This is a genomic window from Pseudomonas sp., assembly GCF_050739655.1.
Taxonomy (GTDB): domain Bacteria; phylum Pseudomonadota; class Gammaproteobacteria; order Pseudomonadales; family Pseudomonadaceae; genus Aquipseudomonas.
In genome coordinates this window covers 1-21176 of record NZ_JBOIBY010000232.1, presented here as the reverse complement: position 1 = coordinate 21176, position 21176 = coordinate 1, and the positions used below count along the sequence as shown (strand labels likewise).

Annotated in this window: 26 protein-coding genes and 1 pseudogene; 24 read left to right on the top strand and 3 right to left on the bottom strand. The window is 59.3% G+C overall.

Features of this window, described 5'->3' with window-relative positions; translation table 11 throughout:
• Positions 1-675 precede the first annotated feature (675 nt).
• The 21 genes from ACRESJ_RS11635 (at position 676) to ACRESJ_RS11535 (ending at position 17797) form a co-directional block, all read left to right on the top strand.
• Entirely contained in the window at positions 676-1257 is a 582-nt protein-coding gene (locus ACRESJ_RS11635; protein WP_431758018.1) for an STY4534 family ICE replication protein, read from the top strand.
• 71 nt (positions 1258-1328) lie between these two features.
• Complete coding sequence (locus ACRESJ_RS11630; protein WP_103406474.1) at positions 1329-1586, top strand: hypothetical protein; 258 nt, start codon at positions 1329-1331, stop codon at positions 1584-1586.
• A 99-nt stretch (positions 1587-1685) separates the two neighbouring features.
• Positions 1686-2180 (top strand): RadC family protein, encoded by a 495-nt coding sequence (gene radC, locus ACRESJ_RS11625; protein WP_431758017.1) that lies wholly within the window; start codon positions 1686-1688, stop codon positions 2178-2180.
• Between the two features lie 53 nt (positions 2181-2233).
• Positions 2234-2980 carry an ABC transporter substrate-binding protein gene (locus ACRESJ_RS11620; protein WP_103406476.1) on the top strand — a complete coding sequence of 249 codons (747 nt, stop codon included), beginning with the start codon at positions 2234-2236 and terminating at the stop codon, positions 2978-2980.
• A gap of 106 nt (positions 2981-3086) precedes the next feature.
• Complete coding sequence (locus ACRESJ_RS11615; RefSeq protein WP_103406477.1) at positions 3087-3629, top strand: PilL N-terminal domain-containing protein; 543 nt, start codon at positions 3087-3089, stop codon at positions 3627-3629.
• Positions 3626-4297 (top strand): chemotaxis protein, encoded by a 672-nt coding sequence (locus ACRESJ_RS11610; protein ID WP_103406478.1) that lies wholly within the window; start codon positions 3626-3628, stop codon positions 4295-4297. The genes ACRESJ_RS11615 and ACRESJ_RS11610 overlap by 4 nt, the downstream gene beginning before the upstream one ends.
• Before the next feature lie 9 nt (positions 4298-4306).
• Entirely contained in the window at positions 4307-5026 is a 720-nt protein-coding gene (locus ACRESJ_RS11605) for a TIGR03759 family integrating conjugative element protein (protein WP_103406479.1), read from the top strand.
• Positions 5008-5556 (top strand): lytic transglycosylase, encoded by a 549-nt coding sequence (locus tag ACRESJ_RS11600; RefSeq protein WP_431758016.1) that lies wholly within the window; start codon positions 5008-5010, stop codon positions 5554-5556. Before ACRESJ_RS11605 ends, ACRESJ_RS11600 begins: the two co-directional genes overlap by 19 nt.
• Positions 5553-6068: an integrating conjugative element protein gene (locus tag ACRESJ_RS11595; RefSeq protein ID WP_103406481.1), complete on the top strand. Its 516-nt coding sequence runs from the start codon at positions 5553-5555 to the stop codon at positions 6066-6068. Before ACRESJ_RS11600 ends, ACRESJ_RS11595 begins: the two co-directional genes overlap by 4 nt.
• Before the next feature lie 9 nt (positions 6069-6077).
• Positions 6078-8237, top strand: a complete 2160-nt coding sequence (gene traD / locus ACRESJ_RS11590; RefSeq protein WP_431758015.1) for a type IV conjugative transfer system coupling protein TraD — start codon at positions 6078-6080, stop codon at positions 8235-8237.
• A 40-nt stretch (positions 8238-8277) separates the two neighbouring features.
• Entirely contained in the window at positions 8278-9006 is a 729-nt protein-coding gene (locus tag ACRESJ_RS11585) for a TIGR03747 family integrating conjugative element membrane protein (RefSeq protein WP_431758019.1), read from the top strand.
• A gap of 138 nt (positions 9007-9144) precedes the next feature.
• Positions 9145-10125, top strand: a complete 981-nt coding sequence (locus ACRESJ_RS11580) for an integrase domain-containing protein (protein WP_103406484.1) — start codon at positions 9145-9147, stop codon at positions 10123-10125.
• 207 nt (positions 10126-10332) lie between these two features.
• On the top strand, positions 10333-10665 hold the full coding sequence (locus tag ACRESJ_RS11575; protein WP_103406485.1) for an RAQPRD family integrative conjugative element protein: 333 nt from the start codon (positions 10333-10335) through the stop codon (positions 10663-10665).
• Positions 10662-10901, top strand: coding sequence for a TIGR03758 family integrating conjugative element protein (locus ACRESJ_RS11570; RefSeq protein ID WP_103406486.1), 240 nt, complete (start codon positions 10662-10664; stop codon positions 10899-10901). Before ACRESJ_RS11575 ends, ACRESJ_RS11570 begins: the two co-directional genes overlap by 4 nt.
• Positions 10902-10918: 17 nt before the next feature.
• A complete protein-coding gene (locus ACRESJ_RS11565) occupies positions 10919-11290 on the top strand; it encodes a TIGR03745 family integrating conjugative element membrane protein (protein WP_431758014.1) in 372 nt (123 codons plus the stop codon).
• A 7-nt stretch (positions 11291-11297) separates the two neighbouring features.
• Positions 11298-11711: a TIGR03750 family conjugal transfer protein gene (locus ACRESJ_RS11560; RefSeq protein WP_103406487.1), complete on the top strand. Its 414-nt coding sequence runs from the start codon at positions 11298-11300 to the stop codon at positions 11709-11711.
• Positions 11708-12349, top strand: a complete 642-nt coding sequence (locus ACRESJ_RS11555) for a PFL_4703 family integrating conjugative element protein (RefSeq protein ID WP_103406488.1) — start codon at positions 11708-11710, stop codon at positions 12347-12349. The genes ACRESJ_RS11560 and ACRESJ_RS11555 overlap by 4 nt, the downstream gene beginning before the upstream one ends.
• A complete protein-coding gene (locus ACRESJ_RS11550) occupies positions 12346-13158 on the top strand; it encodes a TIGR03749 family integrating conjugative element protein (protein ID WP_103406489.1) in 813 nt (270 codons plus the stop codon). Before ACRESJ_RS11555 ends, ACRESJ_RS11550 begins: the two co-directional genes overlap by 4 nt.
• Entirely contained in the window at positions 13148-14665 is a 1518-nt protein-coding gene (locus ACRESJ_RS11545; RefSeq protein ID WP_431758013.1) for a TIGR03752 family integrating conjugative element protein, read from the top strand. The genes ACRESJ_RS11550 and ACRESJ_RS11545 overlap by 11 nt, the downstream gene beginning before the upstream one ends.
• Positions 14628-15044, top strand: coding sequence for a TIGR03751 family conjugal transfer lipoprotein (locus ACRESJ_RS11540; RefSeq protein ID WP_103406491.1), 417 nt, complete (start codon positions 14628-14630; stop codon positions 15042-15044). Before ACRESJ_RS11545 ends, ACRESJ_RS11540 begins: the two co-directional genes overlap by 38 nt.
• Positions 15044-17797 carry a conjugative transfer ATPase gene (locus ACRESJ_RS11535; protein ID WP_431758012.1) on the top strand — a complete coding sequence of 918 codons (2754 nt, stop codon included), beginning with the start codon at positions 15044-15046 and terminating at the stop codon, positions 17795-17797. Before ACRESJ_RS11540 ends, ACRESJ_RS11535 begins: the two co-directional genes overlap by 1 nt.
• Positions 17798-17833: 36 nt before the next feature.
• Here ACRESJ_RS11535 and ACRESJ_RS11530 read toward each other — a convergent pair whose 3' ends face one another.
• The 3 genes from ACRESJ_RS11530 to ACRESJ_RS11520 all read right to left on the bottom strand — a co-directional run bounded on the left by ACRESJ_RS11530 (position 17834) and on the right by ACRESJ_RS11520 (position 19231).
• Positions 17834-18568 (bottom strand): hypothetical protein, encoded by a 735-nt coding sequence (locus tag ACRESJ_RS11530; RefSeq protein ID WP_431758011.1) that lies wholly within the window; start codon positions 18566-18568, stop codon positions 17834-17836.
• A complete protein-coding gene (locus tag ACRESJ_RS11525) occupies positions 18565-18828 on the bottom strand; it encodes a hypothetical protein (RefSeq protein WP_016973552.1) in 264 nt (87 codons plus the stop codon). The genes ACRESJ_RS11530 and ACRESJ_RS11525 overlap by 4 nt, the downstream gene beginning before the upstream one ends.
• Before the next feature lie 145 nt (positions 18829-18973).
• Entirely contained in the window at positions 18974-19231 is a 258-nt protein-coding gene (locus ACRESJ_RS11520) for a LasR-specific antiactivator QslA (protein WP_016973553.1), read from the bottom strand.
• Positions 19232-19400: 169 nt separating this feature from the next.
• Between ACRESJ_RS11520 and ACRESJ_RS11515 the strand changes: the two genes are divergently transcribed.
• From ACRESJ_RS11515 to ACRESJ_RS11505, 3 genes and pseudogenes are all read left to right on the top strand, one after another.
• Positions 19401-19655, top strand: coding sequence for a helix-turn-helix domain-containing protein (locus tag ACRESJ_RS11515; protein ID WP_431758010.1), 255 nt, complete (start codon positions 19401-19403; stop codon positions 19653-19655).
• Positions 19656-19760: 105 nt separating this feature from the next.
• Entirely contained in the window at positions 19761-20717 is a 957-nt protein-coding gene (locus tag ACRESJ_RS11510) for a TIGR03756 family integrating conjugative element protein (protein ID WP_103406494.1), read from the top strand.
• Positions 20714-21176: pseudogene (locus ACRESJ_RS11505) on the top strand (integrating conjugative element protein); the annotation flags it as partial. The gene ACRESJ_RS11510 and the pseudogene ACRESJ_RS11505, both read left to right, overlap by 4 nt.

The window sequence follows — 21176 nt, the reverse complement described above, 5'->3', positions numbered from 1 at the left end:
CTACCAGACAACAGCGGTCATCCGCTTCAGCGATCGTATTCAGTCCCGGAGCCCACCGGGGAAACACTGGGCACCCTTTGTGCGCGGATGCGTGCCAGTAGCTTCCGACCCAGGCCACGACAAGGGTCGGTTGGCGAATCATGGCGCAGTTAAACAAAGTTTTGCGAGGAGCTTGTCGACTGCGTAAGACCGCCAAAGGTGGCTTTCTGTTCCTCGCCTGGCAGCCCGCCAGGCCCACTCTTCACTTTCTTCAGTCCAGCGACTGCCACTGTATTCCGGCCATAAAAAATCGGGTTGCAGCGTCTTGACGCTCCCCTATGACAGGCTTATACAAAGGGCGTGGTTCGCTGTCGTTGACAGCCCAGCCCAGGTAGCCAGAACCTTCGAGGCTACGCCACGTTCGTGGTGGTTTACCCAAGTGCGATCAGCGTTCGGAAGCTCGCGCGGTTACCGCTTCAGCGGTGATGAATGCCTACTACCCCATGCCTGCGGATCACCACCTCAGACGTTTTTCTGCTGCACCGCTATTTCCCCCAGATGCATCGTTCTGATCGTCATCGGCTTGCCGGTGGCGAGTCATTCATCGCTCGACTTCACCTTATCCACCCTGACGGGGGCTCACTTCCCCGTCAGGGCCCGTGCGTCGCCGTTTTCCCTTGAAACAGGAGAACTACCATGGCCCACGCCAACCAATCCCAAGAAGCAACCACTTACTTCAATCTGCACACCACCGGTATCGGTTACCTCAACCGTGTTCGTGAAGTTCAAGTTCGCCGCGGTCAACCCTTCATGGCCTGCGACATCGCCGCCCTGCACGGTGCCACCGATTCGGTTGAGTACACCCGCTTCGATTGCAAAGTCGCGGGGGGCGAAGCTGAACGCTTGATTCGTCTCTATATGGACGCCGTCAACGCCGAGAAAAAGGTCTTGCTGTCGTTCCGTATCGGCGACCTGTGGATCGATCCGTTTCTCTACGAGAAAGGCGATAAACAAGGTCAACCCGGTGCCAGTCTGAAAGGTCGTTTGCTGTTCATCGACTGGATCAAGGTCAACGGCACGTTCGAATACAAAGCGCCCGCCAGGCAGGAAGCAACAGCACCTGCTGAGCAAGCGCCCACCAGTGAGCCATCCCCATCATCGGCTGATGCCGAAGCGGAGGAGACCGACGAACCAACAGAGGCTCAGGTCGAACCTGAATCTCCACCCACTCCCCGCACGGCCCGCCGTGACGCTACCCGTATCGTTCAGTCCGCCTGAACAGTCCACGATGTTCCACATCAAGGCGCTCCCTCGAGCGCCTTTTCTTCAATCCGCACAGGAGAACCGACATGGAATCCTTCTGGCTTTGCGACGACTGCCTGTCCGCTGCGGCTTACGAGGACTACAGCGCGTTATCGCTCTACTACACGACAGAGGAAACCGAGAAACGCATTGCCGATATCCATCGGGGCCTGGTTCGATTAATGCCCATCAGTGCCGACTTCGATCCCGAAGCCGGCTGGGGAATCAAAGCTTTTTCCCCGTTGCCCTGCGACGGCTGTGGTTCAACCCTGCACGGCCAGCGCCATCGATTCACTCGGCTGTAAACAGCGCGCCATCGGCTAACACCCGCCACTCTATATCCACCTGGGGACACCACTCCCCTCGGGCGTGTACCCCTGATTGTTCCCTTCGGAGGTACCACCATGAGCACCCAACTCACACTGATTGAAACCTCGAATGTCGAGGCTGATCGTATCGTCCAAGAAAACCAGATGATCAACGAAGCGTTGCATATTCTGGATCGTCGGCTGTTCACCCGCGGCCCTACCCTGACCTCTCCTGACGCCGTGGCCTCGTACCTAAAACTGCACCTTGTGCAACAGGAACATGAAGTTTTCGGTGTGATGTTTCTCGATGCCCAGCACCGGGTGCTGGCGTTCGAAGTTCTCTTTCACGGCAGCATTAGCGGCGCCAGCGTTTACCCTCGACAGGTCATTAAGAGATCCATGGCTCATAACGCGAGCGCTGTCATTTTGGTCCACAACCATCCTTCAGGTTGTACGGAACCCAGCCAGGCGGATCGCCTCTTGACCGCACGGTTGAAGGAGGCCTTGGCCGTGATCGAGGTGCGCGTTTTGGACCACTTCATCGTCGGTGAAGGCCGTCCGCTCTCCCTGGCCGAACATGGCTGGCTGTAATCCTCACAGGCGTCTTCGGGCGCCTTGTTCATTTTCACTCTGGAGAACTCCTCATGAGTCCCGCACACCGAGCCTCAATCTTGCTGACGGCCTCAAACCCATTTGCTCGCGGCTACAACAACCTGAATATCGCACGGCTGCTACTGATCACCTATGAAAACGACTGCCCTCCCTGCTTTCGCCCCGTACACGACACACAGGCACATCTGCCGGACGAAGAGTTGCAACTGTTCCCCTGCCTGTTCAATGACGACTTCGCCTTGATCAGCGATGGCCAATCCATTCCGAAGGACTTGGAGGAACGCTGCCCGTCTAACGGGTTGGTACGCCAAGTGATCTACGCCGTGATGGGCGAAATCTTCAACGAGCGGCATCACGTCGGCGATTTGTACTCCCTGGAAGAAGCTCAAGTCATGGTCCATCGCTTGAGGTTCGAAACGGGACACTACAGTCGAGCCTGGGAGATCAGTACCGCACACCTTCCCAACGAAGCGATGCTGTGCCTGGACGCGTGGGTCAGTCACTCCGCCCCGTGGCAAACCGGCCTCTTGTTCGAGCTGTTCAACTTGCCGGATTGCTGTGGCATCGGTTGCAAACTGATCGGCACGCCTTGGACTGACGATAACCTGCTGAAGATCGAGGACCGCCCTTACTCATCGCTGAGGCAAGAGCAACTAGACGCCAGCACACCTGAAGCTTTGGTCGACGTACTGTATCTGGCGGCATTGGCGGATGTGCGATTGTTGATTTTCGACCCCGACGCTGCCGTTTTGGATGGGCTCGCCATTTTTGACGAATAGCAACGTGTTCAGCGTTAACACGAACCGCCTTGAATCAACTTTCTCACTGAATCGCTCCTTCACCTCATGTCAGGTTCTGCACTGAATCTGACATGAGGCTTTTTCCATGGAGCGTTTTTTCACGCCTGTCTGCTTGCTGGGTTTGTTGAGCGCCTGCACCGCACCAATCCCCAGCCCATTGCCGACCACTCCAGCGATCGACAGTGGCTCCAATCGGGCCCAGCTCTCGTCGGCCACAACTGTAGGAAGCCATCCGGCAGAGCTTCGTTATGGCCGCTATACGCTGGTCAGCACCGAACCCACCCCGGAGCAACGCGATCTGCTCACGCAAATCATCGACGTGAGCATCCCGTCCAGCTTGAGCCCTTCGGTTCAGGAGGCGTTGCACTACGTGCTGCTGCGCTCGGGTTATTCGCTCTGTCCAGTTTCCCCGTCGGTGGAGGTGCTGTTTACCCGGCCCCTGCCAGCGGCCCATTACCAGCTCGGTCCAATCCCGTTGCGCCGCGCGCTACAAGTGTTGGCTGGCCCCGCTTGGCAACTCACGACCGATAAGGTCAGCCGTTCGGTTTGCTTCGAACAGCAGAAAACTAATGCCAGCGTCACGCCGATCACACCCGTCTTGCCCCATCAATCGGAGGCGCGCCCATGAAAGCCTCGACGTTTCAAACCGTCATCATTGGATTGCTTTGCCTAGTGGTCGCCGGCCTGAGCGGTGGTTTGTACAACCAGTATCAACGCGTGACTGAGCTACAGAGCACGACCACTCAGCAACTAAAAACGTTGGACACCCTGCAACGTGACGCAAGCGCCCTCAAGGACACACAGGAAAAACTGCAGTACGCACTGAAAGACCTGAAACAGATGGTCGATACCGGGGAGCAGCAGGCCAATACCCTCGATCCGATGCTGGATCAATGGGCGCAAGAAATACAGGAACTGCGCGATGGTCTGGCAGCCCGCGCCTCCGCGGCAGACATGACCGCGCTACGTGGACGCGTTGAGCACGTCGAGCAGCAGCTCCTGAATCTAAAGACTCAGCCATCCCCCCCACCACCGACGTCTTCCACGACCAAGCCGAAACAGACGGCTCGCCCCAAGCCCATCCCGCTTTCGCCACCGTTCTCAGTGCTGAGTGTCGAGTCCCGTGGTGGTGAGCGTTTTCTGGCGGTCGCACCTCATGACAGTCGCTCGCTCAAGGATGTCCGGCTGCTGCACAGGGGCGAGCAGCTCGGGGCCTGGCAGCTGAAAGTACTGGAACCGAACGCTGCCATCTTCGCGGTGGCCGCTCAGCCAGACCAGACCGTGCACCTCCCTTGAGCAGCGATCATGAACAGAGCGCCACTCCTCCCCGTCATCTGTCTGGTCTCGCTACTGATCACGAGTGCTGCGATGGGTAACCCCGTCACAACACAATCAGGGATCCAGGACACGCAGTCCGCTCCCCTGCGGCGCTCTGACTCTGAACAGGCTGCGAGCTGGGGGCTGACGGAGCAGGAGTGGACGCGCTTCGAACAGATCCAAGCCGGCCCGCGCGGTTTCTGGAGCCCGGCCCTCGATCCGTTGACCACACTCGGAGTCGAAGCCCAGACCGACCAAGAGCGCCAGCGCTATGCCGAACTACAAGTAGCGCTGGAAGCCAAACGCGCCGAACGCGAGTTGGCCTACCAAAACGCTTACACCGCGGCCTGGGCCAAGCTGTTCCCCGGGCTGCTGCCGATCCAGGGCATGGCATCCCCGGCCCCTACCAGCTCAGCGGCCGCGCCCCACCAAGCCTTGTTTGTCGAGGACCACTGCCCGGCCTGCACCGCCGAAGCGCAGCGTCTGCAAAGCAGTGACACGGCGTTCGATATCTACCTGGTGGGCAGCCAAGGCGAGGATGAACGCGTCCGTCGCTGGGCTCGGCAAGCAGGCATTGATCGGGCAAAAGTCCAACGCCGGCAGATCACCCTGAACCATGACCGTGGTCGCTGGTTCAGCCTGGGTGCCTTGGGGTCATTACCTGCCACATTTCAACAGGTGAATGGACAATGGCAACGCCTCGACTGAGTGGTCTTGCGCTGGTGCTGACGGTGCTCACCGCCCAAGCTGACGAACTTCCGCCTCCGGCCTACCAACTGGCGGCGCATGACGCCAATATCCCTTCTACGGTGCTGTTCGCCATTGCCCTGCAAGAGAGTGGTATTCGCGTCCGTGGTCGACTGCGACCCTGGCCGTGGACCCTGAACATCGCCGGAATCCCCTACCGCTTCGCCAGTCGCCAAGCCGCCTGTCACGCCTTGCTTCAGGCGCTCGCCCGACATGACGCGAAGCGGGTCGACGCCGGACTCGGGCAAACCAACCTGGGTTACCACGGGCAACGTTTTTCCAGCCCCTGCGAAGCCCTGGATCCCTACCGAAATCTCGCCGTGACCGCCGCGCTGTTACAGGAGCATCACGCCGCCACCGGCGATTGGGTCTCAGCAGCCGGACGCTATCACCGCCCGGCAGGCGGCGCGCCGGCTGCGCGTTACCGCGTAGGTTTTTCCCGGCAACTCGCACGACTGTTGGTCTCCTTCAAACAGGGCACACCCCCATGAAACGAATATCCCTTACTGGCTATGTCATCCTGCTCTTAGCACCTTTCGCCCAGCCGGAACTGACCGTTGCGGAGGATCAGCCTAGCGACTTCACCCGACCCCACTTTCAAGTTTCCCGGCCGCCCATAAACAACAGGATCCAGCCTGATCGGGCCATACATGCAGACCTAACCACCTATGCCGATGAAGCGTGGATACCGCCCGTCCGCAGCTCTCTCTTGAGCCCAGGCCAGATCACGTCTCGAGCCCTGAACATGCCGGGCTTACAACCATTTTTCCTGGTCGGTGAGGATAGCCAGTCGCTGGCTTGGTTGCATCAACGCGCGGCTGAATTGCAGAAAATGGGCGCGGCGGGCCTCGCCGTTGAAGTAGCCAATACTGAAGCCCTGGCCCGGATTCGAGCAGCCGCTCCGGGCATCACCATCCTCCCGGTCAATGGCAACGACATCGCCACCCGCCTGCAGATCGAGCACTACCCCGTCTTGATCACTGCCACCTCACTGGAACAGTGAGTCAAGGTCATGGCCGTGCATGTGATGGAGTCCAAGCTCCGGCCAGCGGTGGAGCTGTACACCGTAGCGATCTGCATCGCCGCTGCGGTGTTGTGCGTGTACTCGCCCTGGGCTGTGGCCCTATCACCCGAGATCGGTCTGGTTACAGCGCTGGCCTATAGCCTGTTCGGCCTGATCCGCCTGCGACAAGCCTGGGAGGTGCTGTGCTATCGGCGCAATATCCGCCGGCTGCCCCGCTACGAACTGACCAGCCAAGAGATTCCGGTCAGCCGCAAACGTCTGTTCATGGGTCGCGGCTTTCGCTGGACCCGCCTGCACACCCAGCGCTTGGTCGAGGCCCAGGATCCGGCGGTCGCCCACTATGTCGAGCAACCGACCCGCTACCGTCTGGCCCGTGGACTCGAACGTCGCCTGGAACATGCACCGTTTCCGCTCTCGACGCTGGCTCGTGTCACGGCCTGGGATAACGCCCTCAATCCGTTACGCCCTTTACCTCCAGTCGGTGGCTCGCCACTGTTGCATGGGGTCGAGCCCGACGAAACGGAAGTCAGTTTGCCGCTGGGCGAACGCGTTGGTCACACCCTGGTGCTGGGTACTACCCGTGTCGGCAAGACGCGGCTCGCCGAGGTGTACATCACCCAGGACATTCATCGCATCGAACACGAGGTGGTCATCGTCTTTGATCCGAAGGGCGATGCCGACTTGCTCAAACGCATGTACGTCGAAGCCAAACGCGCCGGTCGGGAGAAAGAGTTCTATGTTTTCCATCTGGGCTGGCCGGCGATCTCCGCCCGCTATAACGCTGTAGGACGTTTCGGCCGTATCTCGGAAGTGGCCTCGCGCATCGCCGGGCAGCTCAGTGGCGAAGGTAACTCGGCGGCCTTCCGTGAGTTCGCCTGGCGCTTCGTCAACATCATCGCCCGCGCACTGATCGAGCTGGGCCGACGTCCGGACTACCTGCAGATCCAGCGACATGTGGTCAACATCGACGCCCTGTTCATCGAATACGCCCAGCGGTTTTTCGCCAAGACCGACCCGAAGGCGTGGGAAGTGATCGTCCAGCTCGAAGGCAAGCTCACCGAGAAGAACATTCCCCGGCATATGATCGGGCGCGAAAAGCGGGTGGTGGCCATCGAGCAGTACCTGGCGGTGAAACGGGTATTTGATCCGGTGTTGGATGGATTACGTTCGGCAGTTCGTTACGACCGCACCTACTTCGACAAAATCGTGGCGTCGCTACTGCCGCTGCTGGAGAAACTCACCACCGGCAAGACCGCCCAGTTACTGGCCCCCAACTACACCGACCTGGATGACCCACGACCGATCTTTGACTGGATGCAGATCATCCGGAAACGCGGCATCGTCTACGTCGGCCTCGATGCGCTGACTGACGCGGAAGTGGCCGCCGCTGTGGGCAACTCCATGTTCGCCGACCTGGTCTCGGTCGCCGGGCACATCTACAAGCATGGCATCAACCATGGCTTGCCTACCGCAGGCAGCAGCGCCGACAAGCTACCGATCAACCTGCACGCCGATGAGTTCAACGAGTTGATGGGCGATGAATTCATTCCGCTGATCAACAAGGGCGGCGGTGCGGGTATCCAAGTGACGGCGTATACCCAAACCCTCAGCGATATCGAAGCGCGTATCGGCAGCCGAGCCAAAGCCGGCCAGGTCATCGGCAACTTCAACACTCTGCAGATGCTGCGGGTGCGCGAAACCGCCACCGCTGAGCTGCTCACCCAACAGTTGCCCAAGATCAACGTGCTGACCAAGACTCTGGTCTCGGGGGCCACCGACACCTCCGATCCGGAGGCCAATACGGATTTCACCTCCTCCTCCCAAGACCGGGTCAGCAGCACCAGCGTGCCACTGATCGAATCGGCGCACATCGTCAGCTTACCCAAGGGGCAAATGTTCTCCTTCCAGGTGGGCGGGCAGCTCTGGAAAGTCCGCATGCCACTGCCCAAACCATCGCCGGACGATGCCATGCCCAAGGATCTGCAAGAGCTCACTCAGCGGATGCGCGTCAGCTACAACGAACAGGCGGGGCACTGGTGGAATGCAAGTGGCGGCGGTCCGACGCTGGACTTCGATCCAGATCGGGTTACGCCTCCACGCGAGTCTTCAGCGGTGGATGCAAGTGTTCCTGCTCAGGAGGCCCCATGACGCCGTCGGCCCTACAGTGCATCTCGTGGAGTCAAGGAGGATGACTTCAGCTCAGCGCCCTCCACCGCAACCCATCCAGCGCCCAGGGCTGATCGTCTCGGCGATTAGTCTGGTCCTGCGCATTATCGGTTTGTTGATCGCCTCGTTGCTGTTCTCGATTCTAATCGAGTGGGCCGGTCTGCTGCTGTTCTGGGGCGATCAAAGCTGGCGACACAGTCAGGCGATGATGAGCAGCGAACTGGGCTGGCTCAGTGAGCACTTCACATCCTCACTCATTATCCAACAGCCTGGACAGACGATTGTCCAGTGGCTGGATTTCCTCAAGCAGTGGTTACTGGTAAAGACCGGTTTTACGGATTTTGCCCAGCAGGCGCGAGTCTCGAGCCAGGGCAAAGACTTTTGGAGCGGGATCAATCAGCTCTACGTGAACATCGAGGACTTTGTGCTGGCAGCGGTGTACGTCAGCTTCACGTTCGTGGTGCGCCTGACCATTCTGGCCTTGGCGATTCCCCTGTTTCTGCTGGCCATGTTCACCGGCTTTATCGACGGCCTGATGCGCCGCGACCTGCGAAAATTTGGAGCAGGGCGCGAAAGCAGCTTTGTCTATCACCGGGCTAAACGAGCGGTCATGCCACTGCTGATCGTGCCCTGGATCCTTTACTTGTCGCTGCCCTTCTCGCTCAACCCCATGGCCGTATTTCTGCCTGGCGCCGTGATGCTCGGGGTGGCCATGGCCATCACAGCGGCGACGTTCAAAAAATATCTCTGAGTGCGACACGAATGTTTATCTGCGGAAGTGTTCATGGGGCCAGCTCATGAGAGGCTCAAGCTCCCGGTCGTAAGGAGCCGCCAGTCCCGCGTTAGTGGACAACCCTCACAGGTGTTTGGCTTCTAGAGGAGAGTGATCATGGCATTGGTTGGTAGACGAGATGGACGCAATTTTGGCTATGGCCGACAACTGAGTTATGCCGGACCGCAAGCATTGCGCGATTTTTTTGGCGGCGGGCATTACGCCACGGTCAAGGCGCACAGTGATCGCTGGCAGGCGTTTGTCCGCTGGTGTCGTTCGGAGGATGGGCCTGGATTTAATGATGCGCGACATATAGATTCGCAGACCTTGCTGGACTACGCAGGGCATCTGCGCCAACAAGTCGAACAAGGCGCTATCGGCATCGCCACCGCGCAAAACCGGTTGTCTAGCGTGAACCGGACTATGGCGGCGCTTCGCGACGATCGTTCTGTGGTGGTGCCGAGTCCGGGTAAGGCGTTGGGAATGCGGCGCACCAGTGTTCGTCGCTCGGTGCCGCAAGGCCAAGACCATGAGCACGTGAAGCGGATCGTCGACGTGCTCTGCGAACACCAAATGCCGCGCGCGGTGGCCATCGTTCAGTTGGCCCGAGCCACCGGCATGCGCTTGCGCGAGGCCATTTTGGCCGACCTACCGCGCCTAAAACATGAGACCGAACACTATGGCAAAATCAACATCCGAGATGGCATCCAAGGTGGCCACTCACGTGCATCGGCGCTTCGTTGGATTACGGTAAATGATCCTATTCGTGACGCGCTGAAATTTGCCGAACAGGCTTCGCCCAACGGTAGCCGCAATCTGCTTGCACCGAACGAAAGCTATGTCGATTTACAACGGCAAATCGTCCGCCCCGCACGAGAGATCCTCCATTCGCACAACCTCAAAGGCTTCCACGAACTTCGGGTCGCCTATGCGTGCGAACGCTATGAGCAGATCACTCATCATCTCGCGCCCATCAACGGTGGCCGTTGTTACCAACTCGACCGACGCCTGGATCAGGATGCCCGAATGCAAATTAGCTACGAGTTGGGGCTCGGCCGTGTCGAACTGTTATCGACTTATATTGGTAGTCGAACATGAGCAAGCCATTCGATATGGAGCTGTTCCTACTACTCGCGACTTAGTCCGGCATGATCGGACCAGTAGGTACGTGTGAACTGTGCTGGTGGATCTTTGGGAATGGCATGGTCGTTTCCCAGAAAAAGCGATTCATCAGACCTCAGGTTTCTTACGGAATAATTCGCCCTTTGACTTGATTCTGCTCCCAGCTCCATATGGGACAGCATCATGCCGACTTCCGTCTTTCGCTGCTTACTACTCTCGCTGGCTATCGTTCACGGCAGCAGCTATGCCGCCTCGGCTCATGAGCAGGATCTACTCAGTCTTATCCAGCGGCAACTCGACACCATCGAACGCCTTGCAACGCGAGCTGAGGTAGCCAGTACGGCTGAACCCGGCGATCGCTATCGCTTCGACTATCCCCGCCTGTCTCAGGACATCCAACGTATTCGCCAAGGCATACGGGGCTATCTGTCCCCTTCACGCGCTCAACCCCGCGATCCCGCTGAGCTGGTCGGTGATTACCGTCTCGACACACTGCCTGTGGAGTCGTCGCCATGAGCATGACCGACGCCCAGAGCTCAGCGTTCCAAAACGCCTCCGGCTTCTCGGCACAGAGCAGTTCGACGCTCTGGCTATCCCTGGTTCTGGTCCTGGCGTTGCTTTGGTGTGCGTGGGTGATGTGGACGGCTTACCGGGGTTGGGCGGCCGGCAGTGTGCGCTTTGGAGCCTTCGGCGGCAGTGCCGCGCGCGTCTTGCTTACCTTGCTGGTTTTGATGTTCTTCACCCTGTCCTAACCCAGGAGATCGCCGCCATGCTCAAGTGCTTTGCCCCTCTGAAAAACAACCTGCGTGATCGTGTCAGCCAACGCTTGATCGGTCTGCTGTTGGTGCTCGGTCCAAGCCTGGCTTTTGCCGAACTTCCCACCATGGAGGCCCCTTCGCGCGGCGAAGGATCTGGCTTGATCGAGACGATCAAAAACTACGCCTACGACGGAGGCATCCTGCTCGGCCTGCTGATCGCCCTGCTCGCATTTCTCGGAGTGGCCTGGCATTCGCTGACGGTGTATGCCGACGTGCAGAACCAGCGCAAGACCTGGAAGGACTTGGGTGCCGTCGTCGGTATAGGAGCCCTGTTGGTGGTGATCATCATCTGGTTCCTGACCAAGGCCGCTGCGATTCTGTGAGGACGCCATGAACGACACTATCGAACGCCTTGCCGACGGCACATTGGTCTTTCTGCCGGAACGGCTCAATCGCGATCCCGCCGTATTGCGCGGTTTGACCAATGATGAGATGTGGATGGCGCTCGGCACCGGCGCCGTCATTGGCCTGCTGCTGGGCGTTCCGCTGGCGATCGCCACCGCCTCCATTGCCGTGGCGCCAACCGGCATGATCGCAGGCATGGCGCTAGTGTTATTTGCTGGCGGCACGCTATTGCGTCGGGCCAAACGCGCCCGTCCCGAGACCTGGTTGTACCGCAAGCTCGAATGGGTACTCGCCAGCCGTTGGCGCCTGGGTCGCGGCAGTTTGATCCTTCACTCCGGTGCCTGGACGGTTCGCCGTTCGCGTCGACTACGCCCTGCCCTCTCCCGGTGGCAGCCATGAGCCGATTTCGGAACAAGGTGGATGCCCAGCAGGCCCACATCTTCAGCCTGCGCCTGGCGGTAATGGTCCTCGCCCTGGTCTGTGCCGGACTCTGGTATGGCTGGCGTTCGGCACCGACTGATCTGACCGTGCATGTCCCCCCAGACCTACGCTCGGGCAGCACACGCAAGTGGTGGGATATCCCCTCAGAGAATGTCTATGCCTTTGCCCTGTACATCTTTGGCCAACTCAACCGCTGGCCTTCGGATGGCGAGCAGGATTATCGCCGCGCCATCTTTGGTTTGCAGTCCTACCTGACACCCGCCTGCAAGGCCTTCCTCGATGGCGACTACGAGTACCGCAAGGCCGCCGGTGAACTCCGCCAGCGGGTGCGGGGCGTCTACGAAATACTGGGCCGAGGTTACAGTGAGGATCCGGAACTTAGGGTCAAGCAACTCGACCGCGACAGCTGGCTGGTCAAGCTCGACCTCAACGCCGATGAGTATTACGCCGCGGAGCCGGTGAAACGGGTGGTGGTGCGTTATCCATTACGCGTGGTGCGTTTTGACCTGGACCCCGAACGCAACAAGTGGGGGCTCGCACTGGATTGTTATCAGGGCACGCCGCAAAAAATCTCCTCGCCTGGAGGTGAACCATGAAGCGGATTTCTATCCTAGGACTCACCGTCGTACTGATGTTATGGGGACTTACGGCGCAGGCCGTCGAGCTGATGCATTGGGAACGCCTTCCCCTCGCGGTCCCACTGGTGATCAATCAGGAGCGGGTAGTTTTTGTCGATGAGGCTGTTCGAGTCGGCGTGCCCTCAACCTTGACGGGCAAGCTGCGCGTGCAATCAACCGGTGGCACGCTGTACCTGCGCGCGTCGGAAGTCATTGCGCCAACCCGCCTGCATCTGCAATCGGTCGCGACGGGCGAGATCATCTTGCTGGATATCGCGGCCACACCTGGCGATCAATCGCTGGAGCCCGTGCGCATTCTCAAGCATGCTCAGGTGCAGGCTACCGAGACGGAATCTAGCACCGTCCCTGCTCCAGAACGTACGCCGATCCCGGTCGCATTGACGCGCTATGCCGCACAGAGCCTGTACGCGCCGTTGCGTACCGTAGAATCCCTGCCCGGTGTCCGTCGCGGACCACTCAAGCTGCGCACCGAACTGCCGACCCTGCTGCCGACCGAAAACGTGTCCAGCACACCCATCGCCGCCTGGCGGCTCGGTGATTATTGGGTGACGGCAGTGAAGTTGCGCAATCGTGGTCCAGCGACGGTGCAACTCGACCCGCGTCGGCTTCAGGCCAAGCTGTTCGCCGCAACCTTCCAACATGCTTTCCTCGGGCCGGTCGGCAGTGCTGAAGACACCACGATCGCTTACCTCGTCACTCGCGGTGCCGGCCTCGAACACGCCGTGCTGCTCCCGCCCGTTGCGCGAGGTGCTGACGATGAAAGCTAATGCATTGCTCAAATGGCTGGTACCGGCTGCGCTGCTGGCCGTGGCGTTGATCATTTTGAAAACCTGGGTCGCGGGTAGTAACGCTCCCTCTTCAGAGCACCCAGTTGATCAGGGCAACCTTCAGCTATCCACCGAGCAAGCCAAGTCGCTCGGCATTGCTGGCGATACCCCACGCGACACGGTCGCCACCCTGGTCGGCCAGGTGAAGGCCATGCGCAGCGACATGCTTGGTATGAAGAAACACAATGACTCATTGCAGACGGAAAACAACCGCCTGCGCGAGCGGGAAAACAGTGTCGATTCGCGTATCCAGACGGCGCTGGGCAGCGTGACCCAGCAAGTCGACGAAGGCCGCCGACAAGCCAACGAGGCCCGACTCAAAGCAGAACAAGACAGTCGCCAGGCCCGTGGTCTGCTGACGCAATTGCAGGAGCAGTTGTCGGGGCTGACCGGCAAAGACAAGGACATGCCGATCGGATTGGGTCTTGAGCCGGGCGATGGTGTCCAGTTCGAAGGGCGGCAGTCAGCCAATGATGAAATGCAGTGGATTGAACCCTCGGATGCTCGGTCTACCGACGCTCGAGGCAAAGCCAAGACTTCCTCCGCACTGAGTCTGCCTACCGCCTTCAACTCACTGGAAGGTTTGAAAGACAACGCGATTGATCGCAGCCAGAAACAACTACGCGCTGCCACCATGGGTGAGCGTGACCTGACACGATCCGAAGATCGTACCGAAGGCGCGAAGCCGATCTACACCATTCCCGAAAACGCGACTTTGATGGGTTCGGTCGCCATGACCGCACTGATCGGCCGAGTCCCGGTGGACGGCACAGTGAATGATCCCTATCCCTTCAAGGTGCTGGTGGGTCCGGAAAACCTGACTGCCAACGGCATCGACCTTCCGGACGTCGCGGGTGCCGTGATGAGCGGCACGGCGTCCGGTGACTGGACGCTGTCTTGCGTACGCGGACAAGTCGAGTCGATCACCTTTGTGTTTACCGATGGCACCATCCGCACGGTACCTCAACCGAAAGCGGTAGCCAGCCGCAATGCCTCCACCACCCAGAGTTCGAGCACCGACAAGATCCGTGGCGGACTCGGTTACCTGTCCGATCCCTACGGCATTCCGTGCATCGCCGGCGTGCGCCGCTCGAACGCCCAACAGTACCTCGGTAGCCAGAGCCTGATCACAGCCGCCGGTGCAGGTGTCGCTGCTCTGCTCGGGGATGAGCGGAACAACAGCAGCGTGATCAGTTCGGGCGGCAGTACGCTCGGGGTCACCAACAGCAGTGGCAACAGCGCGCTGAATTCAGTTCTCAGTGGTGGAGTCAGCGACATCCGCGAGTGGGTCAACAAACTGTATGGCGAAGCCTTTGCTGCCGTGTACGTGCCACCGGCTGCACAGGTCGCCCTGCACCTCGACCATGAGATCACCATCGACTACGAGCCCAAGGGCCGGAGCGTTCGCCATGAAAAAGACCGTACTTCTCTGCCTGACCTGGATTAGCGTGCTCTGCTGGGGCTTGACGGGGTGTTCCACCGACAAGGAGACAATGCTGCCCCATGGCGAGCAAACCATGCTGGACATCTGGAACGGTGTCGGTTCGCAAGGCACTCAGCAGCAACTGCTGGAGGCTCGGCAGCAGTTACGCCGCCCGCTGGCCCAGGCAGATTTCTCCGTTGCTCTCCAAGAAGCGTACACGCGCACAGCGGCGAACGAGATCCGCAATTTGTTCCCTCGCTTGCCCAATCCCGATCTAGTGCTGTACGTGTATCCGCATTTGAGTGGTACCGAGCAGGCACCGGTGCCGGGTTACTCGACTGTTTTTCCGTTCTACCAGCGGGTGCAATACGCATTACCGGGTGAACGTCAGGAAGACTTGTAGTGCGTACCGGCGAATCGGGCAAACGCACATCTGCGTGGAAAGCCTGGCGCCACCCATTGCGACCTCGCGCCACCTTGGCCGACGAAGCTGCTCTGAATGCGCACAATCCCAGCTTCACCGATCACCTGCCGTGGGTCGAATACCTCGACACCGAGCAGTGTTTTTTGCTGGATGACAATCGCTCGGTGGGTGCGGTGTTCGAGTTGCTGCCCCTCGGCACTGAAGGGCGCGAACCCGATTGGCTGATGGCGGCCCGCGATGCCCTCGAGGATGCCCTGCAGGACAGTTTCGATGAGCTGGATCAAGCGCCTTGGGTGGCGCAGTTTTTCTGCCAGGACGACAACGACTTCACCCCCTACCTGACCCGGCTCACCGATTATATTCAGGACAGCGCGCGAGACACGGTCTTCACCCAAGCGTACCTGGAGCTTACTCGCCGCCATCTGAAGGCCATCGCCAAGCCCGGCGGTCTGTTTGACGATAAGGTGGTGACACGCCTGCCCTGGCGTGGCAATAATCGCCGGGTGCGCCTGGTGGTCTATCGCTGGCTCGAGTCTGACGCTGAGGAAACGGGGCTCACTCCGGAGCAATCCCTACAACAGGCTTGCGAACGTATCGGTGCTTCGTTGCAGGCATGCGGAGTGCAAACGACACGAGTCGATGGACGAGGTTTATATGCCTGGTTGTTGCCCTGGTTCAATCCGGCACCCAGGCTCACTGATGAAGCGCCCGAGGAGTTCTACCGTCGCGTGGCCTATCCGGAGTCGAACGACGGTGTGTCACTGGAACTGCCCTTCGACCACGATTTCGCCGAGCGACTGTTCTTCAATGAGCCGAGTTCAGATGTACAGCACGGACTCTGGTTCTTCGACGGCCAACCCCATCGGGTCATGGTGGTGGACAAGCTGCGCCGAGCCCCCTTGATTGGTCAGCTCACCGGGGAAACCCGTAAGGGCGATGCATTGAATGCTCTGTTCGACCAGTTACCCGAAGGGACGGTGATGAGCCTGACCCTGGTGGTCAAACCGCAAGATGTGCTCGAGGACCAGTTGAACCGCCTGGCGCGCAAAGCCATCGGGGAAAACCTGGCCTCGACCCAGACCCGCCAAGATGTCGAAGAGGCTCGCGCGATCATCGGTCGCCAGCACAAGCTGTACCGAGGAACCCTGGCGTTCTACGTGCGCGGTCACGATGAGCAGCAACTGCACCAGCGCTCGGTCAACCTGGCCAGCGCACTGCTGAGTGCGGGGCTACAACCGGTACGTGAAGGCGATGAAGTCGCCGCCTGCAACAGTTACCTGCGTTGGTTACCGATGGCTTACAACCCGGCCCGCGACACGCGCAACTGGTACACGCGCCTGATGTTCGCCCAGCACCTGGCGAACCTGGCCCCCGTCTGGGGCCGCAGCACGGGCACCGGCCATCCGGGTATCACCCTGTTCAACCGCGGCGGTTCGCCACTGAGCTTCGACCCTCTGTCACGCCTGGACCGGGCCATGAACGGTCATCTGCTACTGTTCGGCCCGACCGGCGCCGGCAAGTCGGCCACCCTGGTCACCCTGTTGATGCAGGTCATGGCGGTGTACTGCCCTCGCCTTTTTATCGTCGAGGCCGGTAATTCGTTTGGTTTGCAGGGCGACTACTTCGCGACACAGGGCCTGTCGGTCAACAAGGTCCAATTGAAACCGGGCGCCTCGGTCAGTCTCGCCCCGTTCGCCGATGCTTGGCGCCTGGTCGAGCAGCCGGATCAGGTGGCGAGTCTGTCGATCGATGAGCTGGACGACGAGGTGGTAACCAGTCGCGAAGACCAGCGCGATATTCTCGGCGAATTGGAAATCACCGCCCGCCTGATGATCACCGGCGGCGAGGCCAAGGAAGAGGCGCGCCTGAGTCGAGCCGATCGCAGCTTGATTCGCGAGTGCATTCTCGATGCGGCACAGACCTGTATCGCGGTGGGCCGTCAGGTGCTGACCCGCGACGTGCGCGACGCCTTGCTGCACGTCGCCGCCGACCCGCACTTGCCGGAGAAGCGTCGCGAGCGCGCCCAGGAAATGGGCGAGTCCATCGACCTGTTTTGCCAAGGTTTCGAGGGTGAACTGTTTGATCGCGAGGGTATGCCTTGGGCCGAGAGCGATGTGACCATTGTCGACCTGGCCACCTATGCTCGTGAAGGCTACGAGGCACAGATGTCCATCAGCTACATCAGCCTGATGAACACCGTGAACAATCTCGCCGAGCGTGATCAGTATCTGGGTCGGCCGATCATCATGGTCACCGACGAGGGCCATATCATCACCAAGAACCCGTTGCTGGCACCGTTCGTGGTCAAAGGGACGAAGATGTGGCGCAAGCTCGGCGCGTGGTTCTGGCTGGCGACGCAAAACCTTGCCGACTTCCCCACGGCCGCGCAGACCATGCTCAACATGATCGAATGGTGGATTTGTCTGAACATGCCGCCGGCGGAAATCGAAGAAATCGCACGGTTCAAGAAACTCACGCCGGCACAGAAAGCCCTGTTGTTTTCCGCCAGCAAGGAACCAGGTAAATACACCGAAGGGGTCGTGCTGTCGAAGAAGCTCGAAACGCTGTTTCGAACCGTGCCACCCAGTCTTTACCTCGCCCTGGCCATGACGGAGCCCGAGGAAAAAGCAGAGCGTTGGACACTGATGCAGGAGCACGGCTGCTCAGAGTTGGAAGCGGCTTACCGGGTAGCCGAACGGATCGATAGCGCGCGAGGAATAGAGCCGGTCTAAGGGAGGAGTAGCTCACCGCTCAGGCCTAGCCAGCAGCTAGCCGTTGGACACCTTTTCAACGTAGGCATCCATGAACCAGTCAGGAACCTCATCAACCTTGAATTCAAGGTCAGTCCCATCCGTAACTTCGGCCAGCAGCACCAAATCGGCGCCGGAGTTATCAAAGATGTAGGCCCGATTCGAAGCGGAAATAGCCGCAGGCAACAGGCTCAAGCAACGGGCGTAGCGCTGGACAATTTTCTCTGTAGGAACGGGGTGTCCACCTGCCGCAACACGGTTCTTGACCCTGTTGATATTGATGTCTGGATCTTCAGTTGCCACAAAGTAGAGGTAGGTTCGGTACCCCGACACTCTCGCCTTGAGCATAAAAGCGACTTTATCGTCGCTGGACATCACCGTTTCGAAAGTAAACGAAAGCTGGTCTTCGAGGAGCTTGTTCCGGATGAAGTCAGAGAGCACGGAGGCAAAATAGGAGTTCATCACGACCGTTTGGAAATCGAGGCCGTTGCTGCTAAAGCCTATTTTGGCCGCCTCCTCATCAAGCTGGGCGGACCTGACCAGCCGATGCTCCCGAATGAAACCGAGGATTTCATCACTCTCCGCTTCCAGTTGAAAATCACTGAAGTCCAGACGGCCGCTCTCTTTGGCAGCTTTCTCGATTTCATCCGGGTTAATGTAAATGCCGATCAGATGGGAAGGGATGGCACTTTTCATCGTGCTCTTGCCGGAGCCGTTGGGTCCAGCAAAGACCCTCAACCGAGGGACAATCATGAGCAGCGGCGCACCTTGATGACACCACCCTGCGTCACTTTGTGCTTGGGTTTAGCCACCCGAATGACCTTGTGCTTACCGTCGGCAGTCGTTTCAACAAGCATGCCGTTCACGACTTCCATCACGCTACGGCCAGCAGCCAGCGCGTTGATATAGGCGGTATTGATGGCACCTTCAGCCATGACTGGGATCTTATTCTCCAGCCGGCTCACCAGGTCATCACTCAACACTTCGTCACTCGACACTCGTTTGGCTTTCATATCGCGCTCCACGTTCTCAGAGAGTGCAGAATTTGCACTTAATCAGAATCTTAGCTACGTGAGCCTGTTGGTAACAGGGCAAAGGCCGGTTCTGTTGGCTCCATTCTAGAAGAATGGCGTCTGGAACCATACCTTTCAAGAGTTTTTAATGTGACACGCTCTGAAGCCGCTGCTGAATCCTCAACAGGAATCCGGCTTCAAACGCATCCTGGCAGTCGCCAACAGGAAACGTCTTGCGGGTTTGCGCCAGCTCCCACCACAGGGGTATCTCGCCGGGCGTATCAAGCCAAGCCTGGGCGCATTGCACGCCACGTTCGATCATCGGGGCAAACTCGCTGCCCCACGGTGTCAGAAGACTCGGGCAACCATCCGCCGCGGGAATTGAAATGTAGTTTTCGTCCATACACACCCTAGATTGCTGATTTTATTGTTAGACGCTGGACCCAGCTTCGAAATCATAACGACACCAAATGAACGCTCGATAACAGACATCAGCATCAAATGGCCTAGATCAATACCAATGTAGACTATATCCCGTGGATTGAGAGTCCCTCAAGGCGCAGTTTGCGCGCATGACTCAAGACTACGAACAGTTGCGCCTGCAACTGGCGGAAAATATCCGCTTGATGCGACGCGTAAAAAACCTTACCCAAGAGCAGCTGGCGCTCATGGCCGAGGTCGATCGCACCTACGTCAGTCAAATCGAACGATGCACGGGCAATCCGTCGCTGATGGTCCTGTGCAAACTCGCCAATATTCTCGAAATCACCACAGATCAGCTACTTGTAGAACCCGACATCCTGCGCAGCGCTCTTCACGTCAGATAATAGTCTCACGCCTCACAAATCCGATAGATCCGCCTTCATAATTTCCACTGACAGTCTTCAGTCCGTAACCGAACCTGCCCAGGCCATACACCGAGAGCCTGGATCATGCCTCTTGCCTGCTCGTCAATCCCGCCCACAAAGCTACGGCCCTTGGCGCTATGCATTCTGCTGGCGTGTGGCCCCAGCATGGCGCTGGACACCGCCAGCATCACGGCCTCCGTGTTTTCGCCAAACTGCCTCGCCTACAGGGTCGTCGGCATTTGTTTCTGGCTGCTCTGCACGCCCTTCGGCTGCACCGTCAAAACCTCGACCAAGGTGCGTCATTTCATTCCTGAACTGGTGGTCTCGAGCTACGCCACCACCGGCAATAACCCCTGGGCCGAGATGGCCGCTCTGTCCTCTCCCATCAACGGTGCGGAAGGGGGCGGCAACCTGGTCACCCCGAACACCCACCGTGACAACCTGCCCCGCTTCAAGAACGTCGACGGTATTGGCCACCCCGGTGGCTGGGCCGCCACGCAATTGGCTTCTCAATCCGGCTATGCCTGCGCCAGCGGTGCCACAGCGTTCATGCCCTACTACCTGAGCACCCTGGACTCGCTGGCCTGGCGCCAGGGCATCCCGGAAAGCTTCTACCCCGAGTCGCTCATGCCAGGGGTCCGTGAAATCGGTCGGCAGGCTTCGGGAAACATGTGGGGCAACGTCTATCCCCGACAGGGCTTTCTGGTACAGCCCGACGACTTCAAGGCAGCCGCCGTCATGGCGCAACGTTCCGGCGATGTGATTACCCGCAACGGGCAGCCGCATGTGTACGTACCACTGACGCCCGCCAAACGCGACGGCTACTGGCCGCCTGGCCCGATCGTTGAAAACGACGCCTCGACCCACAAATGGCAATTGCTCTACCCCCAGGTTCAGCCCACGTGCGCCATCTTCCCCAGCGATCCGGTACAGAGCGCGCATGGCGGCTACGCCTGGTCGCTGTGGCGTCCGTATAGCTGCTGCAAACGTGAGGGGCAAACCTTTCTGTTCAGCATCGACTTCGAAGGTGGTGCTTCATGAGTCGGCTTCTCGCGCGACCCAGGTTGGGTGTAATGAGTCTGTTGCTCTACGGACTGCTCGTGGCCACACATGTCCACGCCGCCGAGGACAATTACCGTCTGGGCACGCAGGGCGAAGTGCTCGACGACCGGGTGATGTACACCATCGGCGGCGGTTCGGCAGTCGGCTCACCCAGCTCGCTCTACCGACCCAGCGGTCTCGGCGTCGGCGGGGCCTGGCGAGCAAACATGATGTGCGGCAACATGAGCCTCACCAATACCCTGCAAAACCAGCTGAACGGCGCCACCGAAGGTTTCCAGCAGATCATGGGCAGCATCGTGCAGAACGCGACCCAAGCGGTGATGTCGCTGCCGGCATTAATCATCCAGCGTGCCAACCCCGGCCTCTATGAGTTGCTCAGTAACGGGGTGATGCAGGGGCGTATCGACTTCGACCGCTCCAAGCTGACCTGCCAAGCCA

Excerpts from the sequence above, each read along its gene's own strand:
- ACRESJ_RS11635 (WP_431758018.1), top strand. The coding sequence starts at position 676 with ATGGCCCACGCCAACCAATCCCAAGAAGCAACCACTTACTTCAATCTG.
- ACRESJ_RS11630 (WP_103406474.1), top strand. The coding sequence starts at position 1,329 with ATGGAATCCTTCTGGCTTTGCGACGACTGCCTGTCCGCTGCGGCTTAC.
- radC (WP_431758017.1), top strand. The coding sequence starts at position 1,686 with ATGAGCACCCAACTCACACTGATTGAAACCTCGAATGTCGAGGCTGAT.
- ACRESJ_RS11620 (WP_103406476.1), top strand. The coding sequence starts at position 2,234 with ATGAGTCCCGCACACCGAGCCTCAATCTTGCTGACGGCCTCAAACCCA.
- ACRESJ_RS11615 (WP_103406477.1), top strand. The coding sequence starts at position 3,087 with ATGGAGCGTTTTTTCACGCCTGTCTGCTTGCTGGGTTTGTTGAGCGCC.
- ACRESJ_RS11610 (WP_103406478.1), top strand. The coding sequence starts at position 3,626 with ATGAAAGCCTCGACGTTTCAAACCGTCATCATTGGATTGCTTTGCCTA.
- ACRESJ_RS11605 (WP_103406479.1), top strand. The coding sequence starts at position 4,307 with ATGAACAGAGCGCCACTCCTCCCCGTCATCTGTCTGGTCTCGCTACTG.
- ACRESJ_RS11600 (WP_431758016.1), top strand. The coding sequence starts at position 5,008 with ATGGCAACGCCTCGACTGAGTGGTCTTGCGCTGGTGCTGACGGTGCTC.
- ACRESJ_RS11595 (WP_103406481.1), top strand. The coding sequence starts at position 5,553 with ATGAAACGAATATCCCTTACTGGCTATGTCATCCTGCTCTTAGCACCT.
- traD (WP_431758015.1), top strand. The coding sequence starts at position 6,078 with ATGGCCGTGCATGTGATGGAGTCCAAGCTCCGGCCAGCGGTGGAGCTG.
- ACRESJ_RS11585 (WP_431758019.1), top strand. The coding sequence starts at position 8,278 with ATGACTTCAGCTCAGCGCCCTCCACCGCAACCCATCCAGCGCCCAGGG.
- ACRESJ_RS11580 (WP_103406484.1), top strand. The coding sequence starts at position 9,145 with ATGGCATTGGTTGGTAGACGAGATGGACGCAATTTTGGCTATGGCCGA.
- ACRESJ_RS11575 (WP_103406485.1), top strand. The coding sequence starts at position 10,333 with ATGCCGACTTCCGTCTTTCGCTGCTTACTACTCTCGCTGGCTATCGTT.
- ACRESJ_RS11570 (WP_103406486.1), top strand. The coding sequence starts at position 10,662 with ATGAGCATGACCGACGCCCAGAGCTCAGCGTTCCAAAACGCCTCCGGC.
- ACRESJ_RS11565 (WP_431758014.1), top strand. The coding sequence starts at position 10,919 with ATGCTCAAGTGCTTTGCCCCTCTGAAAAACAACCTGCGTGATCGTGTC.
- ACRESJ_RS11560 (WP_103406487.1), top strand. The coding sequence starts at position 11,298 with ATGAACGACACTATCGAACGCCTTGCCGACGGCACATTGGTCTTTCTG.
- ACRESJ_RS11555 (WP_103406488.1), top strand. The coding sequence starts at position 11,708 with ATGAGCCGATTTCGGAACAAGGTGGATGCCCAGCAGGCCCACATCTTC.
- ACRESJ_RS11550 (WP_103406489.1), top strand. The coding sequence starts at position 12,346 with ATGAAGCGGATTTCTATCCTAGGACTCACCGTCGTACTGATGTTATGG.
- ACRESJ_RS11545 (WP_431758013.1), top strand. The coding sequence starts at position 13,148 with ATGAAAGCTAATGCATTGCTCAAATGGCTGGTACCGGCTGCGCTGCTG.
- ACRESJ_RS11540 (WP_103406491.1), top strand. The coding sequence starts at position 14,628 with ATGAAAAAGACCGTACTTCTCTGCCTGACCTGGATTAGCGTGCTCTGC.
- ACRESJ_RS11530 (WP_431758011.1), bottom strand. The coding sequence starts at position 18,568 with ATGATTGTCCCTCGGTTGAGGGTCTTTGCTGGACCCAACGGCTCCGGC.
- ACRESJ_RS11525 (WP_016973552.1), bottom strand. The coding sequence starts at position 18,828 with ATGAAAGCCAAACGAGTGTCGAGTGACGAAGTGTTGAGTGATGACCTG.
- ACRESJ_RS11520 (WP_016973553.1), bottom strand. The coding sequence starts at position 19,231 with ATGGACGAAAACTACATTTCAATTCCCGCGGCGGATGGTTGCCCGAGT.
- ACRESJ_RS11515 (WP_431758010.1), top strand. The coding sequence starts at position 19,401 with ATGACTCAAGACTACGAACAGTTGCGCCTGCAACTGGCGGAAAATATC.
- ACRESJ_RS11510 (WP_103406494.1), top strand. The coding sequence starts at position 19,761 with ATGCCTCTTGCCTGCTCGTCAATCCCGCCCACAAAGCTACGGCCCTTG.